13 protein-coding genes and 3 tRNA genes are annotated in these 18,386 nt (G+C 50.6%); 4 read left to right on the top strand and 12 right to left on the bottom strand.

Annotation, left to right across the window (positions count from 1 at the left end):
- Positions 1-46: 46 nt before the first annotated feature.
- The gene (gene polA / locus ACT3XD_RS09095; protein ID WP_192537731.1) at positions 47-2,821 is read right to left on the bottom strand and encodes a DNA polymerase I; all 2,775 of its coding nucleotides are present in this window, start codon (positions 2,819-2,821) and stop codon (positions 47-49) included.
- A gap of 162 nt (positions 2,822-2,983) precedes the next feature.
- Between polA and ACT3XD_RS09090 the strand changes: the two genes are divergently transcribed.
- Positions 2,984-3,943 carry a homoserine kinase gene (locus tag ACT3XD_RS09090; RefSeq protein WP_192537732.1) on the top strand — a complete coding sequence of 320 codons (960 nt, stop codon included), beginning with the start codon at positions 2,984-2,986 and terminating at the stop codon, positions 3,941-3,943.
- The gene (speA, locus tag ACT3XD_RS09085; RefSeq protein ID WP_192537733.1) at positions 3,940-5,856 is read left to right on the top strand and encodes a biosynthetic arginine decarboxylase; all 1,917 of its coding nucleotides are present in this window, start codon (positions 3,940-3,942) and stop codon (positions 5,854-5,856) included. Before ACT3XD_RS09090 ends, speA begins: the two co-directional genes overlap by 4 nt.
- 112 nt (positions 5,857-5,968) lie before the next feature.
- Here speA and ACT3XD_RS09080 read toward each other — a convergent pair whose 3' ends face one another.
- From ACT3XD_RS09080 to ACT3XD_RS09070, 3 genes are all read right to left on the bottom strand, one after another.
- Positions 5,969-6,634, bottom strand: coding sequence for a fumarylacetoacetate hydrolase family protein (locus ACT3XD_RS09080; RefSeq protein ID WP_192537734.1), 666 nt, complete (start codon positions 6,632-6,634; stop codon positions 5,969-5,971).
- Positions 6,635-6,749: 115 nt separating this feature from the next.
- Positions 6,750-7,733 (bottom strand): ectoine hydroxylase, encoded by a 984-nt coding sequence (gene thpD, locus ACT3XD_RS09075; protein WP_192537735.1) that lies wholly within the window; start codon positions 7,731-7,733, stop codon positions 6,750-6,752.
- A 649-nt stretch (positions 7,734-8,382) separates the two neighbouring features.
- On the bottom strand, positions 8,383-9,186 hold the full coding sequence (locus ACT3XD_RS09070) for a Crp/Fnr family transcriptional regulator (RefSeq protein WP_192537736.1): 804 nt from the start codon (positions 9,184-9,186) through the stop codon (positions 8,383-8,385).
- Between the two features lie 472 nt (positions 9,187-9,658).
- On the opposite strand from ACT3XD_RS09070, the gene ACT3XD_RS09065 reads away from it, so the two are divergent.
- Positions 9,659-10,951, top strand: a complete 1,293-nt coding sequence (locus ACT3XD_RS09065) for an ATP-grasp domain-containing protein (protein WP_192537737.1) — start codon at positions 9,659-9,661, stop codon at positions 10,949-10,951.
- A 10-nt stretch (positions 10,952-10,961) separates the two neighbouring features.
- Positions 10,962-13,001: a CocE/NonD family hydrolase gene (locus ACT3XD_RS09060; protein ID WP_192537738.1), complete on the top strand. Its 2,040-nt coding sequence runs from the start codon at positions 10,962-10,964 to the stop codon at positions 12,999-13,001.
- A gap of 174 nt (positions 13,002-13,175) precedes the next feature.
- Here ACT3XD_RS09060 and ACT3XD_RS09055 read toward each other — a convergent pair whose 3' ends face one another.
- The 8 genes from ACT3XD_RS09055 to mutY form a co-directional block, all read right to left on the bottom strand.
- On the bottom strand, positions 13,176-13,679 hold the full coding sequence (locus ACT3XD_RS09055) for a ferritin-like domain-containing protein (RefSeq protein WP_192537739.1): 504 nt from the start codon (positions 13,677-13,679) through the stop codon (positions 13,176-13,178).
- Positions 13,680-13,719: 40 nt separating this feature from the next.
- A complete protein-coding gene (locus tag ACT3XD_RS09050; protein WP_192537740.1) occupies positions 13,720-14,556 on the bottom strand; it encodes a manganese catalase family protein in 837 nt (278 codons plus the stop codon).
- A gap of 289 nt (positions 14,557-14,845) precedes the next feature.
- Positions 14,846-15,061 (bottom strand): general stress protein, encoded by a 216-nt coding sequence (locus ACT3XD_RS09045; RefSeq protein ID WP_192537741.1) that lies wholly within the window; start codon positions 15,059-15,061, stop codon positions 14,846-14,848.
- A 1,428-nt stretch (positions 15,062-16,489) separates the two neighbouring features.
- Positions 16,490-16,565: transfer RNA gene (locus ACT3XD_RS09040), tRNA-Thr, on the bottom strand.
- A gap of 72 nt (positions 16,566-16,637) precedes the next feature.
- A tRNA-Gln gene (locus ACT3XD_RS09035) sits at positions 16,638-16,712 on the bottom strand.
- A 5-nt stretch (positions 16,713-16,717) separates the two neighbouring features.
- Positions 16,718-16,793: transfer RNA gene (locus tag ACT3XD_RS09030), tRNA-Phe, on the bottom strand.
- Between the two features lie 156 nt (positions 16,794-16,949).
- Positions 16,950-17,225 carry an oxidative damage protection protein gene (locus tag ACT3XD_RS09025; protein ID WP_192537742.1) on the bottom strand — a complete coding sequence of 92 codons (276 nt, stop codon included), beginning with the start codon at positions 17,223-17,225 and terminating at the stop codon, positions 16,950-16,952.
- Positions 17,226-17,280: 55 nt separating this feature from the next.
- Positions 17,281-18,375: an A/G-specific adenine glycosylase gene (gene mutY, locus ACT3XD_RS09020; protein WP_192537743.1), complete on the bottom strand. Its 1,095-nt coding sequence runs from the start codon at positions 18,373-18,375 to the stop codon at positions 17,281-17,283.
- Positions 18,376-18,386 lie beyond the last annotated feature (11 nt).

Here is an 18,386-nt window from a genome sequence, read left to right as displayed (position 1 = left end):
GGGCTATCAACGGCCCGCCTTCTGGCGGGCCGTCTTGCGGTATACCTTAGTGGGCTTCATCCCAATTAGCCCCGCTTTCGGCCTCGACAATCAGCGGCACTTTAAGCTCGGCAGCCGCCTGCATGCGCGCCTGCACTTCACCAATAAACGCTTCCACCTGGTCCTCTTTAACCTCGAACACCAGTTCATCGTGTACCTGCATGACCATCAGTGCATCGAATTCGCCCTCTGCAAGCCAGGCATCCACGTCGATCATCGCCTGCTTGATGATATCCGCTGCTGTGCCCTGCATGGGGGCGTTGATCGCGGTACGCTCAGCGCCCTGGCGGCGGTTGCGATTCTGCGAGTGAATCTCCGGCAGGTACAAACGGCGCCCCAGCACGGTTTCGACGAAGCCATCTTCCGCCGCCTGGCTACGGATTCGGTCCATGTAGCGGGCCACGCCCGGGTAACGGTCAAAGTAGCGATCGATATATGTCTGCGCTTGATTGCGCTCGATACGCAGCTGGCGCGCCAGGCCCCAGGCGCTCATGCCGTAAATCAGTCCGAAGTTGATCGCCTTAGCGCTGCGCCGCTGATCGCTTGATACTTTATCCAGCGCAGTGCCGAAGACTTCCGCCGCCGTGGCGGTGTGAATGTCGCGGTTCTCGGCAAATGCTTCTAGCAGGCCCTTGTCTTCAGAAAGGTGCGCCATGATGCGCAGCTCGATCTGCGAGTAGTCGGCGGCAACGATCTTATAGCCAGGCCGGGCAATAAACGCCTGACGAATCTTGCGCCCTTCTTCGGTACGGATGGGAATATTTTGCAGGTTCGGGTCTGACGACGATAACCGTCCGGTGGCCGTGACCGCCTGATGGTAACTGGTATGGACGCGCTTGCTCTGCTTGTTGATCAGCCTGGGGAGCTTGTCGGTGTAGGTGGATTTCAGCTTGGAAAGCCCGCGGTGCTCCATGATCACCTTGGGCAGCGGGTAATCCAACGCCAGCTCCTCAAGCACCGCTTCCGCCGTGGAAGGCGCGCCCTTGGGGGTTTTCTTGATCACCGGAATTTTCTGCTCATTGAACAGAATTTCGCCCAGCTGCTTGGGTGAGCCCAGGTTGAACTCGCGCCCGGCCAGCTCGAATGCGTTTTGCTCAAGCTCGCGAATGCGTTTATCAAGCTGCTGGCTCTGCTCGTGCAGGCGCTCGGCATCGATGGCCACGCCGTTACGCTCAATGCGGGAAATCACCTTGATTAGCGGCAGCTCCAGGCGATCCAGCACCTCTGCAAGACGCCCTTCGCTTTCTACCTGCGGGCGCAGCGTATCGTACAGGCGCAGGGTGATATCCACGTCTTCACAGGCGTAAGGCACCGCCTGCTCCAGCGCAATCTGATTGAAGGTCAGCTGCTTGGCGCCTTTACCGGCGATCTCTTCAAACGAGATGGTTTTCTCGCCCAGGTATTTAAGCGCCAGTGAATCCATATCGTGGCGCGTAGCGGTGGAGTTCAGCACGTAAGAGGCCAGCATGGTATCGGCGAGCGGCCCGGCAACGCTAATGTCGTAGTTGGCCAGTACGGAAATATCGTATTTGAGGTTCTGGCCAATCTTGATGGTCTTTTGATCTTCGAGCAGCGGCTTGAGTGCTGCCAATACGCTGGTTCTATCCAGCTGAGCGGGCGCATCCAGGTAATCGTGGGCCAGCGGAATATAGGCCGCCTCACCGGCTTCAAGCGCCAGGCCAACCCCCACGATTTCAGCTTCCATGTAATTCAGGCTGGTCGTTTCCAGATCGAAGCAGAACCGCTGGGCGCTTTTTAGCCGCTTAAGCCAGGCGTCAAGATCACTTTGCTCAACGATGACATGGTCCTGACGGCTCTGGCTGCTGGAAGGCATCGCATCGCTGGTTTCCTCGGCGTTGGCTGGCACCGGCTCGCCACCTTTTACGTCATCAACGCCTTCGTCTTTACCCTCCAGGAGTTCGGCCAGCCACTGCTTGAATTCCAGCTCTTGATAAAGCGCCACCAGTTGCTCACGATCCGGATGGGCGATGTCCAGATCATCGAGGCCAACCGGCAAATCACAGTCAACTTTGATCGTGGCTAGCTGATAGGAGAGATAGGCCTGTTCACGATGCTCTTCAAGCTTTTTGGACAGCGTCTTGGCACCGCGAAACGACAGCGTCTTAACCCGGTCAAGATCGCTATAAATGGCGTCCAGCCCGCCGCCCATTCCCTGCAACAGACCAAGCGCGGTTTTTTCGCCCACACCCGGCACGCCGGGGATGTTATCCACCTTGTCACCCATCAGGGCGAGGAAATCGATAATCAGTGAAGGCGGCAAACCAAACTTGCCTTCCACGCCGGCTTCATCCAGCGTTTCATCCTTCATGGTATTCACCAGCGTAATATGCGCGTTAACCAGCTGCGCCATATCTTTATCGCCGGTCGAGATCACCGCATCCCGCCCGGCTTGCGTCGCGTGGTGGGCCAGTGTGCCAATCACATCATCCGCTTCAACGCCCTCGATGCATAAAAGCGGCAAGCCTAGGGCTTTTACGCAGGCATGCAGCGCGCTTACCTGGCTGCGTAAATCGTCAGGCATCGGCGGGCGATGCGACTTGTAGTCTTCAAAGAGCTCATCGCGAAAGGTTTTGCCCGGCGCATCAAACACCACCGCCATGGGGCTTTGCGGATAATCCTTGATCAACCGCTTGAGCATGTTGAGCACGCCCTTCACAGCCCCCGTCGGCTGCCCTTTGGTGTTTGTTAACGGCGGCAACGCGTGGAAGGCACGATACAAGTACGAGGAACCATCGACGAGCACGATCGGAGCACGGGCCATAACCAATATCCATTGCAAAAAAAGTATAGCTTCATGATACGCGCTAAGCGCTGCGGGCTGAAACAAACCGTCCAGACAAATCAGCTTAAGCGTTTAACAACGCTGCCAACTCAGCCAGCAAGCCGCTACAATAATGGGCTTAGCAACCTGGGCGAGACCTTAATGGCTGTATTTACTCCGCTTAGCGACGCACAGGTCGCTGCGTTTTTAGACAAATTCGATGTTGGCAGCTTTGTTTCTCTGCAAGGAGTGGCGGGCGGCACGGAAAACTCGACCTTTTTTGTTACTACTGAACGCCGCGAACTGGTGCTAACCCTGTTTGAACAAGGTGAACACGAGGAGCTTCCGTTCTTCGTGGAACTACTCGATTATCTGGACGAGCACCGCCTGCCGGTGCCAGGCCCGGTTCATGACCGCGACGGCATCGCACTGCACAGTTTGGCCAATAAGCCTGCCCTGCTGTTTCCGCGCATGCCGGGCCGGCATCCCGATGCCCCCAATCTGACCCAGTGCGAGGCATTGGGCGATACACTCGGGCGCATGCACGTGGTATCCCAGCACTTTTCCGGTCATCGCCCGAACCCCCGCGATTTGCACTGGCTCCAGGCCATGCACCACAAGGTGCTGGCCTACTTAAGCCCGGATGACCAGACCTTGATGAAAAACGAGGTCGAGGACTTCGAAAGCGCTTTTAGCCAGTACGACAAGTTGACCCAAGGCGCGATCCACGGCGACCTGTTTCGCGATAACACCCTGTTCGACGGTGATCACCTGGGCGGCATTATCGATTTTTACAACGGCTGCACGGGGGATTTCCTGTTTGACCTGGCCATTGTGATCAACGACTGGGCCTCTAACGAAGACGGCACGCTCAATGCCGAGCGCTATAACGCCGTGCTGAGCGCCTATCAGGCACGTCGCCCGCTAACACCGGATGAGCGCGACGTATGGCCGATCATGCTGCGCATGACCGCACTACGCTATTGGCTGTCGCGCTTGTTGGTGGTTTATGTCGACCCACCCGCTCATGACTTGACGCCCCACGACCCTGAGCGTTTTCATACCATTTTAAACGCGCGCATTGCGTATGGCGCCTTACCACTGCCTGAGGCTGATTTATGAGTGCAACGCAGACGAACGGATCGGCACTAAGTGCCCGCCGCACATGGAATATCGATCAGTGGGGCAGCGGCTACTTTGATGTCGACGACCACGGCCAAGCGCTGGTACGCCCCTTGGGCACCGATGCTGAAGGCCCTGCTCTCCCCTTGCGTGAGCTGGTGTGCCAATTGCAGGATGCAGGTCTGCGTTTGCCGGTACTCGTGCGTTTTAGCGACATTCTTCATGGCCGGGTAGAACAGCTGTGCGGCGCCTTTGACGCGGCCATGAGCGATATTGACTACCAGGGCGGCTATACCGCGGTTTATCCGATCAAGGTCAATCAGCAGCGCCGCGTGGTGGAAGAGATTCTGGCAACCTCCGAGCGTGGCAATGGCCGAGTAGGCCTTGAAGCAGGCAGCAAGCCCGAGCTTTTGGCCGTTCTTGCCCTGTCGGACGGCGGCTCTTCGCTGATTGTGTGTAACGGCTATAAAGATCGCGAGTACGTACGCCTTGCCCTGCTGGGCGAAAAACTCGGCCATCGCGTTTATCTGGTGGTGGAAAAGCTTTCAGAGCTTGAGCTGATCATGGATGAGGCTCGGGAGCTTGATGTTACGCCCCGCATTGGTCTACGCGCCCGCCTTGCCTCGGTAGGCAAGGGCAAGTGGCAAAACACCGGCGGTGAGAAATCCAAGTTCGGCCTGACCGCCAGCCAGATTCTTGAGGTAGTCGAAACGCTGCGTGCCCAGGACGCGCTGACGAGCCTTCAGTTGGTCCACTTTCACCTGGGCTCGCAGATCGCCAATATTCGCGACATTCAGCGCGGCCTGCGTGAGTGCGCACGCTTTTATGAAAACCTCATCACTCTTGGCGCGCCCATTGATACGGTCGATGTGGGCGGTGGCCTGGGCATCGACTACGAAGGCACTCGCTCGCGTAGCTACTGTTCGGCCAACTACTCCATGCGCGAGTACGCGCGCAATGTAGTCAGTGCCTTCGCCCAGCTGTGCGAAGAAGCCGACCTGCCTCAGCCGCACTTAATCAGCGAGTCAGGGCGGGCCTTAACTGCGCATCACGCGGTGTTGATTACCAACGTGATTGGCGAGGAGCGTATCGACGATACGCCCCCTGAAAAATCGCCGCAAGACGATATACAGGTCGATGCCCTATGGCGCGTATTTGACCAGCTTGCCACGCCTCAGGAACCGCGCATGCTGGTGGAAGCGTGGCACGATTTGCTACAAGCAGTTAGTGAGCTTCAAGATCGTTTTGTTCTGGGGTTAAGCGATATCAACGCCCGTGCTGAAGGCGAGCGTGTTTATCTAGCGGCGTGTGCCCGCCTACGCAGCCTGCTCGATACCCGCAACCGTGCCCATCGTGAAATCATGGACGAACTGGCGGAGAAGCTTGCCGACAAGCTGTTCGTTAATTTCTCACTTTTCCAGTCGGTGCCTGACGTATGGGGCATTGAGCAGATTTTTCCCGTGCTCCCCTTGAGCGGGTTAAACCAGCCACCGACTCGTCGAGCGGTTATTCAGGATATTACCTGCGACTCTGACGGGCGAATTGACAGCTACGTAGATGGCCAGGGCGTGGAAAGCACGCTGCCGCTGCCTGAGTGGCCTTCAGAAGATGAGCGCTGGCTAGGCTTTTTCCTGGTCGGCGCTTATCAGGAAATTCTTGGCGACTTACATAACCTTTTCGGCGATACCGACTCGGTAGATGCCGCCTTGAACGAAAACGGCGAATGGGTGCTTTCCAACCCGCTTGCTGGTGATACCGTGGCGGACGTACTGGCTTACGTTAACTTTGATGCAGAGGTGTTAAAGCGCAAGCTGACCGAGCAAATAGCGCAGAGCGGTTTTTCCGACCAGGAGCGTGAAAGCTTTGCGGCCAGCCTGAGTGAAGGATTGGAAGGCTATACCTATTTAGAGTAGCGTCTTTAGAGTAACGCCTTGAAGTAATAGCGGCGGCATTAAAAACGCCCCTTGGGATCAACCTTGGGGCGTTTTTGTAATAGCAAAACGTTGGCTTACTCAACCAGTTGGTTTACTCAACTACCGACGTATTAATTTCCAAACCACCGGTCAGGGTCAAGCGTAATGATATACCGCGGGATAACTCACCAACGCCTGCTGGGGTACCGGTTAAAATCACATCGCCAGGCTCTAGGGTAAAGTGACGACTCATTTCTGCGACCAGTGACGGGATCGCAAAAATCATATCCGAACCTTCGCCGTGCTGGCGCTCTTCGCCATCGATTTCCAGCGTAAAGGTGAGCGCGTTCCAGTTGGGCACACGGCTAAGCGGTAAGAATTGAGATAGCGGACATGAACCATCGAAACCCTTGGCAATTTCCCAAGGATGACCTTTTTCTTTCAACTGCGCTTGTACATCACGCAGGGTTAAATCCAGAGCAAGCCCGATCCCCACAATCGCACGTTCTGCTTCATCAGGCGTTGCATGAGTAATGGTTTCACCCACTAGCAGCGCAAGCTCAGCTTCGTAATGCACATCACCACGCGAAAAAGGCGGGTTAAGCGGCTGCGTAATATCAACAACGCTGGTGGCTGGCTTGATAAATATCAGCGGCTCGCTAGGCACCGGGTTGTTGAGTTCTTTAGCATGGTCAGCGTAGTTGCGGCCAACACACACGACTTTGCCCAACGCATGGGAAAATGCCTGACCATCGGTAAATTGTGGAACAAGACGCATGGGGGGTATTCTCCTTCTCATTATACGTGCCGCGTTCTTAACGACAGACGCAACAGTCTACCCTACCTATGTGCATGTTCCACAACCTAATACGCGATTGTCGCTAGTCGGAAAATCACTTAGCTAATGACTGACTGTCATCAGGCGCATGAGCAAGAAAATCCGGGCGATGCTTGGGTGCCGCATACGGCTCACGGCAACGATTATCCGGGCGGTTAAATACAAAGAATACGTTGCTACGCGGATCTGGCGACAGGTTGGCATTGGACGCATGCAGCGTATTGCAGTCAAACAGCAGCAGTCCGCCCGCTTTTCCCTTGGGCGCTTCAATGCCGTGCTCGGCCACCAGCTCAGTCAGCGCTTCAGGGCTTGGCACACCCACCTCCTGCGCTTTTAACGAACTCTTATGGTTATCCTCAGGCGTTTCCCCCAGGCACGGCACAAACTTCTTGTGTGAGCCGGGAATCAGCATCAGCGGACCATTGAATTCGTGATTGTCGGTCAGAATTAACGAGGCGCTGACTGCGTGCATACCCGGCATACCGTCTTCCGCGTGCCAAGTTTCAAAGTCTGAGTGCCAGTTGAACCCCTTACCGGCAAACCCAGGCTTATAGTTTATGCGTGACTGATGCACGTACGGATCATCACCGATGATCTGCCGCGCTGCACCGGCCACACGCTCGTCGCTTGCCAAGGCACCTAAGCGTTCTGATAACTTATGTACCGCAAACAGCGAGCGGATTTCATTACTTTCAGGCTCGGTAATACTGAAATCCTGATGACGGTATGCATCAGTGCTCATTAACGCCTGCATCTCATCGCATAGCTCATCAAGCTCATCGCCACTAATAAGATGAGGGATAAAAAGAAACCCCTTACGCTCAAACTCTTCCAACTGCGCTTTACTAAGCGGACCGGACAGATGCCGCCCTTTTATTACCGCATCCTGGCGAGGCTGCCACAATGCCTGGGGCGACTCGGCCAAGCGCGAAGGATAAACATCCTGCGCCATTGAAGGATTAGAAGATGGTACATCCGCTAGCTCACTATATTGCTTATGAGCCATTACATTATGGAAAGATAGATTGCTGACTGTCATCTAATCCACTCCTTGTATGATTAAATTTCAGATCAATGTCATGCCATAACTAAGGTAGCCAACCTATACATGACTGCAACCTTTTATCCGGCTTTTATAACGTGCGTTATGAGATTCGTCTTAATTTTTTATGAGTAGAAAGCCACTCTCATTATTTGGGCAACCTTATCAAAATACTGGCCAAGCATTACGCCGCCTGCCGCTTTAAGCGGCAATCCCTGGCAGCCTTTGAACACTAGGCAATAGTCTTATAACGTTTCAGCCTTAATTCTTAGATCACTAGGGGGCACCAACCACTATCTACTAGCCCACGAATCACCCAGCATTTTTAAAAAAACAAACATAGGTTAACTTTTAACAAGAATATTAGAAAAACTGTACGCAAAAAAGCATGAGCTTTACAAAACAGCTCACGCGAAAATCTATCGCATCGGGCAGAGGCATCAATAATTCGACACTTTTAATTCAGCAGGCCTATCACTCACTTTAATTAGTAAAAATAGGTATCCTTCAATTCATGAAAACTATATATATTGCATTTCAAATCATTAAAATTCACAGTTTAAATAATTAACGCAACGAAACATTAAGCTCTCTGACAAACCTATTAGCGATCACTTGACAACCATCGACAATGAATTTAAATAATTCAATCAAGACGAATATGTCCATAAATAAAATCGCTATCAAAGCCTGTTATCTTAGCCATCTCATCAGGCTTTAGAAGCTTGATACTGCTTCGCGTCTTACGAATAAACTTCTTCTGTTCTAAAGCAGTCATACATCGGCTTACGTGAACACTGGTTATACCCAACAGTTCACCCACCACATCTTGGGTAACAGGGAATGAGTAAATATTTGTATGCAGCAATCCTTTAAAACAAAATCGCGTATAAATTTCCAATAAAAAATGGGCGACACGCTCCTCAGAACGGTGATGTGTGCAGCTTCTCAGGCGCTCAATGGTGATATTATCGTTGACCATAATATAGGACATAACGGCCTTTCTAATATCCATGTCTGTTTTAAAAAGCTTATGAATACTTTCAACCGGCACTCTTTCTAGCTTGCAATTAGTAAGCGCTAAAATGGTGATTTCATGGCTTTCAAAGAAACTTTCTCTAACCCCAATAATATCACCAGGCATAAACACGTTACATATATCCTGGCCTCGTTTATCATTGAAATGACATAGGCTAGCCCATCCTTCTTTAACAACGAATACGTCCGCACGATCATCACATAAAGAGAACATCTTCTGATTTCTCTTTAGTTCAACTATCTTTCTAGGTATTTCATACAAACTGTTTAATGACTCTTGGCCTAATTCTCCATATAGGCCCAGCACATTTTCCAAAGTTATATCGAAACCTTTAGTTTCGAAGTCATTAAAAAAGTTACTAAAGCTTTTCTTATCCATAAGCTTATAGTTTCCAGCGATTACCTGTTCCATTTCTACACTCCTTTGTAGTTAGACACAAGCTATACATAATAATCTTAAAGTAAAGTCGTAATACAACCAAAAGAGATTAGGGGCGAGAAAAATATAGTCAACGCCGAAAATATAAACAAGGACTATTTGCCTCATCAATCTGATTAAGAGTACAGCTCTAACGTGTTATCGATGGAGAATTTTAACAATTATTAAATTTTAAAATGATTCCTTCTAAAACCTCACTTTACTTACCTGACGGTTTTTTTGTGAAGTATCGCATCTGATAAAAAGCGTTACATTTATAAACACAATGAAAACGCTATGTCCTTTAAAAACCGCATAAACCTCACTTTAAAACCTGTTAAAAATTAAACTCAGCCAGTGCTTAAGGAACTTTTAAAAATTACATATATCAAGGATGTTACTGGATAGTTATCTTACACTTAATCTGAAGCATCAGGAGTAGGCTTTCTAATTCAAGGAGAGAATGATGAAACGTAATATCTTTGTTATTGCTTTAGAAGATAAACAGCGTCGCGCGATGGAAACGCTAAGAGAAGCTAAAGCTTTGGATATTCATGAGCTACTTAGTGTTAATACAGCAGTTGAGGCTGAAAGTCTGTCGTTTAATCAGCTTTTAAATGTGGCGAAGGCTCAATTAGAGAATTTCGCTGGCACTGTCGATGGCATCATCGCTCAGTGGGACTTTCCAACTAGCGTATTAGTCCCCTTACTTTGTCAGCAATATGATATCCCTTCGCCGTCTATTACCAGCGTTTTAACCTGTGAGCATAAACTCTGGAGCCGTATTGAGCAGCAGAAGGTTATTCCTGACGTCGTACCTGACTTCTGCGGCGTAGATCCCTTCAAAGAGAACCCGATTGATCAGGTCACCCTTGATTTTCCTTTCTGGATAAAGCCGGTAAAAGCATTCTCGTCTCATTTGGGCTTCAAAGTAGAGAACCAAGCGCAATTTGATCAGGCTATTGAGGAAATTCGTCAGGGTATTCGCCAGCTTGGCGACCCGTTCAATGAAGCGCTTGAGTACGCCGACTTACCGGAAGAGATCAAAGAACTGGATGGTAATTCCTGCATTGTTGAAGAGATCATAAAAGGGGTACAGGCGGCTCCTGAGGGCACGGTTTTTCAGGGCGAATTCAATGTGCATGGAATTATTTCACAGCCCAGAGCTGATGACTCATTAACCCTTTATGACCGCCTGGAATACCCCAGCAATCTACCCGAGCATGTACACCATAAAATGGTGGAAGCCGCTAAAACGTTTCTTACCCATATTGGCTACGATAATGGCTGCTTTAATGCTGAATTCATGTGGGACGAAGCAACTGACAAACTTTGGCTGATAGAAGTCAATACGCGTATTTCACAGTCACATAGCGAGATATTCGTTCTGGTGGATGGCATGTCCAACCATGAGGTGGCGATCGACATCGCCTTGGGTCAGCGCCCTTCTTTATTAAGCCGCCAGGGCGTGGCACCTGTGGCGGCAAAATGCTTTATCCCTTACGCCCATGAAGATGGCATCGTTACGCGGGTGCCTAGCCAAGAAAACATCCAGGCACTGCAACAGCAACTACCTCATACCGACGTATGCCTGGACGTTTCCCCAGGTCAGCGCCTTAGCGATTTGCTTCATCAGGATAGTTTTTGCTATCGGTTAGGTACGCTGTATATCACCGGTAACAACCATGAGGAGATCGAGGAACGCTATAAATTCTGTTTAGACTTTTTAGATTTTGAAATCGAAAAAGTGGATCTTTGAAGGAGGTAAAATGGAAGTTATCAACGACTTTCCTTATAACGTCCGCGAGATAGAAAACGTCTTTATCCCCATGCGCGATGGCCAACATTTAGCGGCGCGCATTTGGTTGCCTGAAGCTACCCAGGATACCCCTCTGCCCGCCATTATGGAGTATATCCCTTATCGCAAGCGCGATATCACGCGTGGCCGCGATGCTACCAATCATCCTTATCTGGCGGGCCATGGCTACGTATGTGTGCGAGTGGATATGCGTGGCAGCGGTGACTCCGATGGAGTGCTCACTGATGAATATACCCAGCAAGAGCAGTTAGATGCGGTGGATGCCATCGAGTGGATTGCCCGCCAAGCCTGGTGTGACGGTAGCGTCGGCATGATGGGTATTTCGTGGGGTGGTTTTAACAGCCTACAAGTTGCCGCCAAGCAGCCGCCGGCGCTAAAAGCGATTATCAGCTTATGTTCAAGCGACGATCTTTATGCCGACAACATGCACTATATGGGTGGCTGCCTTCTCGGGGATAATTTATCTGAAGCCACCGTCATGCTCGCCTTTAACGCCTTACCGCCCGACCCGCTGATTGTCGGCGACCGCTGGCGAGATATGTGGCACGAACGCATGGAAGAAAGCGGCCTATGGATTGATAAGTGGCTGCGCCATCAGCGGCGCAGTGAATATTGGTCGGCAAGCTCCGTTTGCGAATACTACGACGCTATACGCTGCCCGGTATATGCTGTTGGGGGCTGGGCGGATGGCTTTACCAATACCGTTTTCAGATTAATGGAGCATTTAGAGGTCCCACGCAAAGGGCTTATTGGCCCCTGGGGGCATAAGTATCCTCATCAAGGTATTCCGGGACCTGCCATTGGCTTTCTTCAAGAGGCACTGCGCTGGTGGGACTACTGGCTGAAAGGCAAAGACAACGGCATTATGGATGAACCCATGCTGCGCGCCTGGGAGCAAGACAGCGTCCCTCCAGATAACTCCTACGAAGACAGACCTGGCCGCTGGATTGCAGAGCCTTTATGGCCATCCAATAATATTCAGGAGCAACACTATTTATTGTCCCCTTATCGGTTAACGCCTCTGTCTTCGGCTAGCGAACCTGAACGCGGCACTGAGCCTACCACCATGGGGCTACAGTCACCGTTAAGCGTAGGCTTGGCGGCAGGCAAATGGTGCTCATATGCCGCCACGCCGGATCTACCCGGTGATCAGCGCGAGGAAGACGGCGGCTCGCTTATTTTTAGTACCGATGCTTTAGCTGAGCCGTTACATATTTTTGGTACGCCTTCATTAGAGCTGGAAGTTTCAAGCAATCAGCCACAGGCAATGCTGGCAGTGCGTCTTTCTGATGTAGCGCCAGATGGTAAAGCCACCCGGGTAACGTACGGTTTACTCAACCTTACCCACCGCGATAGCAATGCGGAACCAACGCCGCTTGAGCCGCACCGGACTTATCGGGTCACCATTGATATGAACGGTATTGCGCAACAGTTTCCGGCGGGGCATCAATTACGGGTTTCTGTATCAACCTCCTACTGGCCGCTTGCCTGGTTGCCCCCAAAACCTGCTCAGGTAGATATTTCGTTTAATCATTGCGTGCTCAAGCTACCCGTGCGTTGCGCAGGTCATGAAGAGGATGGCTTAACGCACTTTGACGCTCCGCAGTCTGCCCCTCCTCTTGAGATCACCAATCTTGCACCCAGCAAGCATAATTGGTTATTGCATCAAGACTTGGCGACTAAAAGCTCTACGCTGGAAGTCGTTAACGATCAGGGGTGCTTTCGAATTAACGATATAGGTACCGAAATTCATCGGTGTGCCCGTGAGTATTACACTACGGTAGGTAATGACTTTACCTCTGCACGCGGGGAAACCGTCACAGAAAGCTCATTCAAGCGCGATGATTGGCATACGCAGGTTTACACGCGCACCGTGCTTACCTGCACCGAAACTAATTTTATCATTCATGCCGAGATGGATGCTTATGAAGGGCAGTACCGGGTATTCTCAAAAAATTGGGAGTCAACTATTCCCCGGGATCTTCTGTAAGCCGCGCCTTACAGAGGTTAGCTCGCCTTAAAATCAACAAAGCCGCCCAACGCGTGGGCGGCTTTGTTGTAGAGCGATATACGTTAACGCATAAGGCACAGCTAGCCAGAAAAAAACCTCGGCAAATAATTACCGAGGAAAGGGCCTAATTAGTAGGGTATGCGGCGAAAGCACTTACCGCTTGGCGCGCAGATCGTCATTATCCGCACGGTGCAAAAACTCGGTAGTAGTAGATTCAATATGATCGGCAAGCCAAGCAGCCATATCCTCTTCTTCTTTGAGGATCTCTCTGCATACCTGGGCCACTCCAGTCTGGCCTGCACTTTCAGCCGCCTGGATTAATGCCTTGTAGTTGGCAATTTCAAAATGCTCAAAGGCGTAGCTGGCAATACTACCTTTCATGACTTCGTCGCCTGCCATCATGCCGCCGAGCGCCTGACCGAACGCGGTTAACTTGCCGCCCAGATCTTTTAGCGCGGAAGTATCAATATTTATTCCGGCCATAGCCTGCTCTAATCGCTCAGACTGGTGACGGGTTTCATTTAAATGCTGCTCAATTCGCGCTTTAAGCTCTGGATAATCCTCCAAGCGTTCTGCTTGGGATCTCAGCATTTTCTCAGCTTGCTGCTCCATAGCATGTGCATCACGCAACCAGTTCTCTAGATACTTGGTTTCCATCGTGCATTCTCCTTTAAGAAACTGAGCAATTCATAGCTGTTTACTTAGACGGATCAATCTGGTCCTTCTGAGCGCCTGATTTTTCCTTAGCCATACCAAGCGTCGCCTCCTGACCTTCAGGTGCTGGCTGGTTGCGAACCGAGAACTGGCTACGGCCATCAAAGGATGGGCCTTCACCCCAGCGTCCTTTAGGTGCTTCTTTATCAAGCAACGTATTGAGGTAATAATACGAGTGTTGCATTGCTTCGTGATCTTCAGGTGTTGAGTTGGGGATGGGAAGATTTGCGCCCAGCCCACCTAGCTCTTCGATCACTGCCAGCCACTGCTGCTGATGGTAAGTATCCCGAGCGATCAGGAAAGAAAGAAAATCCTTCATGCCGTGATCGTCAGTCCAGTTATAGAGACGTGATGCCAATACTCGGCCACTTGCCTCAGCCGTCACGTTTGCCAACATATCGGCGGCTACGTTACCAGTCGCGTAGATATGGCTCATATCAAACGGCACGCCATTAGAATTTACCGGCATGGCAGAAAGCCCTGATGACAGCAAATGGCGAGGATTGGCACCGCCAAGAATGGCATTCATGATGGGATCTTTTGCGGTAGCTTCTTGATAAGAAACCGGCGCCCCTTCCAAATTAAGCGCAACCGCATGACCAAGCATTTCAATATGCGAAAGTTCTTCTGTCGCTGTCGACATTAACAGGTCGCGAATGCGGTCATCGCCACGCGCGCCCATCGCCTGAAAAAAATACTGCATCGCTACTCGAATTTCACCTTCAATGCCACCAATAGCCTGCTGGAGCAGCATGGCAAATTCAGGGTTAGGTTTATCGACTTTAACCGGATATTGAAGTTTTGCTGAATGGTGAAACATGGTGACCTCTCCGACAGTAACTGCCAGGGAGAAAACTCCCTGGCAGAAAACTTAAACGCTATGCAGTATCGATCTAATTACTCAACCACCTTTTTCCATAAAGGTTTAACAAAAGCTTCCTTGCTCATTAAAAGCACTAACGCTTAGTTAATTCTGGTTAAGAAACTCAATCTTCTGCATAACAACCCTTTAAAAATCAGTAACACATATATGCCACCACTACGTTTTATAAAGGGTTACCATTTAAGCGCTTGCGTAAAACCTAATGGCCAATCTCATTCGGCTGTGATCAGGAATTACGGCCTCCTTGGCTGTTCTCTCCGCCTTTCTTACCAGCTTCGGAAGCGCGCTCTGGGTCATTCGCGAAGTTACCACCACTCTTTTGGCCGCCTTTATGGCCGATATCTTCGTAAAATTCTTTATCGTGATTCTTAGAGGTAGCTTCGCCACCTTTCTTGCCTGCTTCTTCGCGACTCATTCCATTGTCGTTGCGATTGTTAGCCATGATTCATCTCCTTTCATGCATTCGGTAAAACCAAATCATTCCGTGGAACTCGATTAGTTAATCGAGTAATTTGAGAGTAGCCAACTCATAAGTTGTTTCAAGCGATATAGTCAATAAGAAAGCTTTTTAATCTTTGTAATTAACAAGCTTTTATTTCATGTCAATAATCCAATTAATTTAAATAAATAGAAACTTTAAATTAATGATAAAGACATCTGTAAAAGTTTAATAACATTAAATTTATAGAGGCTTTATTACCAAACGCTTCAAGAGGGACTTTCAGCCGGTGGCGATTGCTTAAGCAAACCAAAGGGAGCAGCTTGTTTGTTTGACTCTGCCCTCTCATCGCCAGCACATGGATAACAGATAAAACTGGCTTCGCCCGCCAAGGGTCAAAGGCTGATGGGTAGAGCATTGGCAGTCAGGGCATTCGGTAATGTATCTAACCCGTATCGGAGAGTGTTGCAGCGGCTTTGCGGTCACAGATTGGAAACTGGTGATGTATAGAAAAGGAAAAATTAAGCTTAGAAAGGAATGGTATAAATTTTGGTATAATTTTTTCTTACTCATCTATTGTGCACATATTATACATGGTCTAGTATAAAGTTGTCGGCGGCAGGAAGCTACCAACGAAAAGGAATTTCCACTCAGGATGAGTGACCAAATGCCAGGAAGGCATGAGTACACCAAACGCCCCTTCATAGGGGCGTTGTTGTATAGAGGCGTTGCTGTTTTATCTTCTGTATTACCTGTCTTTACATCTCGCCTTTACCCACCACGTGCTGACCTTGCAAAGGCTCGGATCATCCTAGCTGTATCGCGACCTCCTAACGTGTTGGCACCGTCGCGATGGCAATCGTAAGAAAATTTAATGTGGCATAGCAAAAATCCTTGAAATTTATAAGATTATTGTTTCCATGTAAGAAAATGCTTACAAATATTGTCGTCGATTGACTACATTATTTTCTATCAAAGTAGCTACACTTCTAAGGGCTACTAATCGCAGTAGCCCACTTGAGTCGCGCTAGCCCAGGGAAGGGCAATGGAAGGCAATATGCGAAAGGATCAAGGAAGCGCGATAGGCCAAGGAGGGCCCCACCACTTCTACCCAGGCTAACAAACAGCCCCTATCTATCCGTTAATTTTATCGGGCTATCACTTGTAGCGTTGTATCCACCGCCAGCAGCACAAGCCGATAGCAACCTTCCTGAAGCATACTACCTAGCAACTATTTCGTTGGTTGAGCGCTATCCTCTAGTACGTATAAAAAGCTAACGGCGATTACCTAGGATATAACTCAATTCGTCTTCTGATAGAAAAGTCGGCAGCTTAATTGGCTATGAGTACTTTTCAAACGCGCACAAAAAAGCCGCCCTTTCGGACGGCTTTTTCGGATTCTCTAATATGTTGCTTTTAACCATCTTTTGATGGTGCCGACACCAGGAGTCGAACCCGGGACCTACTGATTACAAGTCAGTTGCTCTACCAACTGAGCTATGTCGGCGCTTCACATTTTCTTGAGAAAATGACTGGGTTGCGGTTAAGCTAATCAGTCAACAAGAAATCTTGTTGGCAATGGCTGGGGTACCAGGATTCGAACCTGGGAATACCGCTACCAAAAAGCGGTGCCTTACCACTTGGCGATACCCCAACGTTTGGTGGCCAGAGACGGAATCGAACCGCCGACACGGGGATTTTCAATCCCCTGCTCTACCAACTGAGCTATCTGGCCCTTGCCAACGGTGCGTATTAAACTAAAAATTCAGCTTTTCGTCAACACCTTTGTGAAACTTTCTTTTCTAACCGTCGCTTAGGCTAACTTTACGACTAACGGCGCAGGGCTGAAACGCCCGTAATTCCTGCGTTTTCTGCCAGCCTGAGTGTTCGTTTACGCTTGCGTAGGCGGCACATAACCTTCCGCCTGATCGGTTGTTTCGTTATCCAGAAAGCGCTGCATTTGCTCCATCAGGTACGCACGGGCTTCCGGGTCGAGCATATTAAGATGCTTTTCATTGATCAGCCGAGTCTGCAGTGCCTGCCATTCTTCACAGGCCTGTTTGGAAACGGTTGCTTGAATCTCCTGGCCCTGCTTGCCGGGTAGCGGCGGGAACGGGAGAGCCGGCAGCTCTTTTTGGTACTTGCGGCAAAAAACCGTGTTACTCATGGATGCTCCTTATTGGATTGGTCTTGATCGAGTTGTGATCTACAGGCCCAGGCACCTATACGCGTCCTGGCGTTAAGTTAAGCGTAAAGGGCGTTAGTTGGCTAAGCAGCGCTTTTACAGGGGCTGCCAAGCCCAGCTCACGCGGATTTTCAACGTCATACCATACGCCGCTTTCACGTACCTCGCTCAGCCTATCGCACGAAACCGGCTGAGGGGTAATTTCAAGGCGAAAATGGCTAAAGGTATGGTGAAAACTGGGCATGGTGGGTTGGCGCTTGGGCGATACGGCATGCATCTCCAGCCAGTCATTGAGCTCGCTGTGTTTTTCAAATTGCGGCAGGCTCCATAAGCCGCCCCATAATCCGCTAGGCGGGCGCTGCTCTAACCAGACCCGCCCTTGGCTATCCTGTAGCAGCAGCATGATAGTGCTGCGGGTAGGCAGGGCTTTTTTAGGCTTGGACTCCGGGTAGCGCTGAGGTTCGCCCTGGGCATATGCCAGACAAACATCATTAAACGGGCAGACCTTGCAGTCAGGCTTGCTACGCTTACATAGCGTGGCGCCAAAATCCATCATCGCCTGAGTGAAGTCCGCCAGGCGGTTAGACGGCGTGTAGTATTCGGCAAGCGTCCATAGCTTACGCTCTACCTCTGGCTTACCAGGCCAGCCAGGGATAGCGTGCAGTCGCGTTAGCGAGCGTTTGACGTTGCCGTCCAGAATCGCCGCTCGCTGGCCGGTACTTTGGGCAATTATCGCACCCGCCGTTGAGCGGCCAATGCCCGGCAACGCGGTGAGCGCTTCAACACTTGTAGTTGGCAGCTCGCCGCTGTGCTCTTCCAGCGCCAACTGAGCGGCCTTGTGTAGGTTGCGAGCTCGAGCGTAATAGCCAAGCCCTGTCCATAAGTGCAGCACTTCGTCCTGAGGGGCCAGCGCTAGCGACTCAAGCGTAGGGAAGCGCGCCATAAAGCGTTCGAAATAAGGGATAACCGTCGTTACCTGGGTTTGCTGGAGCATGATTTCTGACACCCACACGCGGTAAGCGCTGCGGGGCGACTGCCAGGGCAGATCATGACGGCCATACTCGTCGAACCAGGCGATCAGGCGACGATAGAACTCTTCTGCCGTAAGCCTGGGAGTGGGCATATCAGCCATGCGGTTTCCTT

Origin of the sequence: Halomonas sp. AOP7-B1-5, assembly GCF_052353045.1 — a bacterium.
GTDB classification, from domain to species: Bacteria; Pseudomonadota; Gammaproteobacteria; order Pseudomonadales; family Halomonadaceae; genus Vreelandella; species Vreelandella colorata.
Note: the sequence above shows the minus strand (reverse complement) of the source record. Positions and strands in the feature narration are given on the sequence as shown.

What these genes read in the sequence shown, in the direction of transcription:
- polA (WP_192537731.1), bottom strand. Translation starts at nt 2,821, where the DNA reads ATGGCCCGTGCTCCGATCGTGCTCGTCGATGGTTCCTCGTACTTGTAT.
- ACT3XD_RS09090 (WP_192537732.1), top strand. Translation starts at nt 2,984, where the DNA reads ATGGCTGTATTTACTCCGCTTAGCGACGCACAGGTCGCTGCGTTTTTA.
- speA (WP_192537733.1), top strand. Translation starts at nt 3,940, where the DNA reads ATGAGTGCAACGCAGACGAACGGATCGGCACTAAGTGCCCGCCGCACA.
- ACT3XD_RS09080 (WP_192537734.1), bottom strand. Translation starts at nt 6,634, where the DNA reads ATGCGTCTTGTTCCACAATTTACCGATGGTCAGGCATTTTCCCATGCG.
- thpD (WP_192537735.1), bottom strand. Translation starts at nt 7,733, where the DNA reads ATGACAGTCAGCAATCTATCTTTCCATAATGTAATGGCTCATAAGCAA.
- ACT3XD_RS09070 (WP_192537736.1), bottom strand. Translation starts at nt 9,186, where the DNA reads ATGGAACAGGTAATCGCTGGAAACTATAAGCTTATGGATAAGAAAAGC.
- ACT3XD_RS09065 (WP_192537737.1), top strand. Translation starts at nt 9,659, where the DNA reads ATGAAACGTAATATCTTTGTTATTGCTTTAGAAGATAAACAGCGTCGC.
- ACT3XD_RS09060 (WP_192537738.1), top strand. Translation starts at nt 10,962, where the DNA reads ATGGAAGTTATCAACGACTTTCCTTATAACGTCCGCGAGATAGAAAAC.
- ACT3XD_RS09055 (WP_192537739.1), bottom strand. Translation starts at nt 13,679, where the DNA reads ATGGAAACCAAGTATCTAGAGAACTGGTTGCGTGATGCACATGCTATG.
- ACT3XD_RS09050 (WP_192537740.1), bottom strand. Translation starts at nt 14,556, where the DNA reads ATGTTTCACCATTCAGCAAAACTTCAATATCCGGTTAAAGTCGATAAA.
- ACT3XD_RS09045 (WP_192537741.1), bottom strand. Translation starts at nt 15,061, where the DNA reads ATGGCTAACAATCGCAACGACAATGGAATGAGTCGCGAAGAAGCAGGC.
- ACT3XD_RS09025 (WP_192537742.1), bottom strand. Translation starts at nt 17,225, where the DNA reads ATGAGTAACACGGTTTTTTGCCGCAAGTACCAAAAAGAGCTGCCGGCT.
- mutY (WP_192537743.1), bottom strand. Translation starts at nt 18,375, where the DNA reads ATGGCTGATATGCCCACTCCCAGGCTTACGGCAGAAGAGTTCTATCGT.